This is a genomic window from Komagataeibacter kakiaceti JCM 25156 (assembly GCF_000613305.1).
In genome coordinates this window covers 1-4,139 of the sequence record NZ_BAIO01000183.1, presented here as the reverse complement: position 1 = coordinate 4,139, position 4,139 = coordinate 1, and the positions used below count along the sequence as shown (strand labels likewise).

3 protein-coding genes and 2 pseudogenes are annotated in these 4,139 nt (G+C 66.0%); 2 read left to right on the top strand and 3 right to left on the bottom strand.

Annotation, left to right across the window (positions count from 1 at the left end):
- The 3 genes and pseudogenes from JCM25156_RS10140 to JCM25156_RS23325 form a co-directional block, all read right to left on the bottom strand.
- Window positions 1–606 (bottom strand): GNAT family N-acetyltransferase (locus JCM25156_RS10140; RefSeq protein WP_025812997.1); only part of this gene is annotated, 606 nt, incomplete at its 3' end.
- A pseudogene (locus JCM25156_RS23330) lies at window positions 603–1,723 on the bottom strand (Rieske 2Fe-2S domain-containing protein). The gene JCM25156_RS10140 and the pseudogene JCM25156_RS23330, both read right to left, overlap by 4 nt.
- Before the next feature lie 242 nt (window positions 1,724–1,965).
- Window positions 1,966–2,837: pseudogene (locus JCM25156_RS23325) on the bottom strand (ATP-binding protein).
- 172 nt (window positions 2,838–3,009) lie between these two features.
- Between JCM25156_RS23325 and yajC the strand changes: the two are divergent.
- Together yajC and JCM25156_RS10120 are read left to right on the top strand one after the other, a co-directional pair.
- Entirely contained in the window at window positions 3,010–3,399 is a 390-nt protein-coding gene (gene yajC / locus JCM25156_RS10125; protein WP_034959267.1) for a preprotein translocase subunit YajC, read from the top strand.
- Between the two features lie 95 nt (window positions 3,400–3,494).
- Window positions 3,495–4,139, top strand: a 645-nt coding sequence (locus JCM25156_RS10120; RefSeq protein WP_025812995.1) for an MFS transporter, incomplete at its 3' end; no start/stop codon positions are given.

The window sequence follows — 4,139 nt, the reverse complement described above, 5'->3', positions numbered from 1 at the left end:
GGCTTCGTCCTGTGCCGTGGTGTGGGCTTCGTCCCCGCCGGAGAGGTCCGCGTGGCGCGCCTCGAACAGGCGGACGGGATATTCCCCCCCGCGTGAGACGAATTCCTGCGATCCCGTCCCGTTTTCCCGAAAGCCGATGCGGCGCAGCACGGCGATGGAGGCATGGTTGTCATGCGCGGCGGAAGCCGTCAGCCGGTCCACCGGCAGGTTGGCCAGCGCCCATCGCGCCAGTCGCCCCGCCGTCGTGCTGGCCACCTTGCGGTTCCAGTGCGCCCGCCCCACCCAGTAGCCCAGCGTGCCGGAACGGTCCGCCGGGTTGATGCGCAGCCCGATGCAGCCGATCAGCGCATCGGGCTGTTCGGATTGCGGGCAGGTAATGGCGAAATGATAGGCTTCCCCCCGCCGGGACTGGTCGATGGTGGCGGCAATCCATTCCTCGGTCATGGACAGGGAATAGGGGAACGGGACGCGGCTGAGCATCCGCACCACGCTCCAGTCATTGATCAGCCTGTGCATGGTGCCCGCGTCGGTGGTGCGGACTTCACGCAGTCGGTAATCCCCGGCCTCCAGCATGAGACCGGGGTCGTGCCCCGCTGGCTGGCTCATGCGCCGCAAACACCCGTGGCCACCGGGGCCTCCGTATCCTGGTCCGCGGGCAGGCCGCATTCCTCCAGCAGGGCGCGCAGGCTGCAGATGACCGGGAAAATCTCCTGGTTCCGGTCGCCGCCCTGCTCACGCCATGCCGCCTGTTCCAGTTCCACGATCTCGCGGTCCTCGCGGAAAATCCGTTCGGTGAACGCCGTCAGGAACGGCCAGGCCAGATCCAGCAGGCCCGGAATGCCCGGCCGCCGGATCGAAAGCAGCCCGAACACCCGGTTGGTCAGCTCCGCCTCGTCCTGCGGGACGTAGGCGATCCACAGATCCATGACCGGCGCGTTGTCGGCCGTCTGGATGTGAAGGGTCTGGTAGGGATAGACGGTGCGGATGGTCATGACATCGCGAAAGGCGAATTTCTCGCTGTTGTCGCGCTTCTGGCCAAAGATCAGCGCTTCGCCCAGCGGCTGCTTGCCCCCGGTGCGCGCGAAGCTGTAGCGCGCCTCTACCATGCCCGGCCCGCGTTCCTGCCCCAGGAAGCGCGGTTTCATCTGCCCCATCTGCTTCATGTGCATGACTGATGGTTCATATCCATCAGGTTCTCGTGCATGAAACTGTAGTGACAGTGGACAAGCTGGCCGAAACGGCGGGTCTTGTAGGCCGGATTCGCCACTTCGGCCAGACGGGGCAGCGGGGTCGCGTCCGCCTTCGCCGCGTCACCGGGAAAGACGAAGATCAGGCCGTCAACTTCCCGCACCGGATAGGTCCGCACCCCGTTGGGCAGCTTGCCCTTGCCCAGATAGGGCACGTCGATGCAGCGGCCGGAACGGCCATAGGCCCAGCCATGGTAGCAGCACTGTACGGAGTCGCCCTTCACCACCCCCTGGCTGAGTGGCACCTGCCGGTGGGCGCAGCGGTCCTCCAGCGCGAAAATGCTGCCTCCCTCACGCGGGCGGACCAGGGCGATGGGCTGCCCGGCATAGCGGGTGCCGATGGTCTTGCCCGCCCTGAGTTCCCGCGACCAGGCGACGGGATACCAGAAATCGGGATTGGAGCGTATGCGGCGCAGATCCCGCCCGCCAGGCGCGGAAGGGGTCTGCATGCTGTCAGATGGTAACGACTGGTCCATTGGCTCTCTTGACTGTTAACAGGGCATGGCAGCCGATGCGCCATGGGGCGGGTGCGGAGTGCAAGGGGGGCATCTGGTTGCAACCGTATCCTGTCGCCATGGCGATATTAAGGATGTTTTTTACGGGCAGCGCAAATGGTTCGCATCATACTTGTTTTGTAACGCATGCCCGCCGCCCGCGTGTCCGCCGGGCTGACCCGCGTGCCCCGCATGGAGACGACGGGTCCGGCCCCGGCCCGCGCCTATGGCGTGGGGGACAGTTCCGCGCTCAGATCCTCGATGAACTGGAAGGCGACGCGCCCCGAACGCCCCCCGCGCGCAAGCGACCACGCATTGGCCCGGCGGGTCAGGTCCGCATCCGAAATCGGCAGGTTGCGTTCGCGCGCGTAGCCACGGACCATATCCATGAACGTATCCTGCGCGCAGTTATGGAATCCGATCCACAGGCCGAAACGGTCGGACAGCGAGACCTTTTCCTCCGTCGCTTCGGAGGTGTTGATGGCGGTCGAGCTTTCGTTCTCGATCATCTCGCGCGGCATGAGATGGCGGCGGTTGGACGTGGCGTAGAACAGCACGTTTTCCGGCCGCCCGGCGATGCCGCCATCCAGAACCGATTTCAGGGCCTTGTAATCCGCGTCCTCGCGCTCGAAGGACAGGTCATCGCAGAACACGATGAACCGGCGCGGGCTCTGGCGCAGCAGGGCCAGCAGTTCGGGCAGGGTGGCCAGATCCTCGCGCTGGATTTCGATCAGGGCCACCCGGCCCCTGCCGGGGGCCGCCGGTCTGCCATCCACCAGGTTGGCCTGCGCGTGCGCCGCCTTGACCAGCGAGGATTTGCCCATCCCGCGCGCGCCCCACAGCATCGCGTTATTGGCCGGCAGGCCACGGGCGAAGTGCAGCGTGTTGTCCAGTATCATCCGGCGCTGGCGCTCGATGCCCTGCAGCAGCCCCATCTCGACATGGGCACGTGGGGCACGGGGGTCAGGCGGCCAAGGGCGGGATGCCAGATGAAGGCATCCGCGCCGTCCAGCCCGGCAAGGGAGGGCGCGGGCGGGGAGAGTCGTTCAAGCGCCGCCGCGATACGTTCGAGAACGGGAAGGGAAGTGCTGTCCATCGTCGATCCTGATTCAGCATGACAGAAAACGGCGGCCGGTGGCCACCGGGTGATCCGGAGCGCGTTGGCCGGTTACAGCGGGCGAACGCCTTGACGGGAAACAGGCGAAAACTATGGTCCGCATGGCAAACCCGCAACCCGTTCCATCCCTTCTTGTGCCGGAAAGATACCAATGCCTTCGATTTTCAATGATTTACTGACCACCCCCGCCCATGCCCAGTCCGCTGGCGGCGGTTTTCTGAGCGCGGATGGCCTGATGGCGATGCTGCCCTATGTGGCCATGTTCGGCATTTTCTATTTCCTGCTCATCCGCCCGCAGCAGGTCAAGCAGAAGCAGTTGCGCAACCAGCTTTCCACCCTGCGCCGGGGCGACCGGGTGCTGACGGCGGGCGGCGTCATTGGCGTGGTGCAGAAGGTACAGCCGGATTCGAACGAGGTGGAGGTCGAGATCGCGCAGGGCGTGCGCGTGCTCGTGCTGCGTGACACCATAAGCTCGGTCATTACCAGCAGCGCCACCCCCGCCAATGACAGCGCGCCCGAAAAGCCCGCGAAGAAGGCGTAAGCCGCCACCCGGACCACTTCCCCCGCATTCGCCCCGCCCGCGGGTGAACTTCCCCCGCGCTGTGCCGTTCTGTGCCTAAAGCAGGAGAAGGCATAATGCAGAGGCAGCCCGGCATTACGCACACCAGCCCGGCCACGCGGCATGGTCCGGCCATACGCGGGCGCGCCGGGCTGATCGGGGGGCTGGCCGCACTGTCGGGCATCCTGTTCGGGCTTGATACCGGGGTCATGTCCGGCGCGCTGGACCTGATCACGCAGGAATTCGTCCTGTCGGATTTCCAGCGCGAATCCCTGGTGGCCATCATGCTTATGGGCGCGGCGCTGGGCGTGCTGTGCGCGGCGTGGCTGTCCCACGCATGGGGGCGCAAGCGCACGCTGGTCCTGACGGCGGGGCTGTTCGTGATCGGCCCGCTGCTGTGCGCCGAAGCCTCGTCGTATCACATGCTCATGCTCGCCCGCCTGCTGCTGGGGGTGGCGACGGGGGCGACCACCTTCGTCACCCCGCTCTATATTGCCGAAATTGCTGATTCAGGCCGCCGTGGCGCGATGATCCTGGGCTACCAGCTCATGATCTCGCTGGGGCTGCTTTCGGCCTTCGTGTCCGACGGGCTGTTCTCCTATTTCGGGGTGTGGCGGTGGATGCTGGGCATTGTCGGCTTTCCGGGGCTGGTGTTCATGATGGGGGTGCTGTTCCTGCCCCCCAGCCCGCGCTGGCTGCTGGCGCAGGGGCGCGAGCGTGAC

Excerpts from the sequence above, each read along its gene's own strand:
- yajC (WP_034959267.1), top strand. The coding sequence starts at position 3,010 with ATGCCTTCGATTTTCAATGATTTACTGACCACCCCCGCCCATGCCCAG.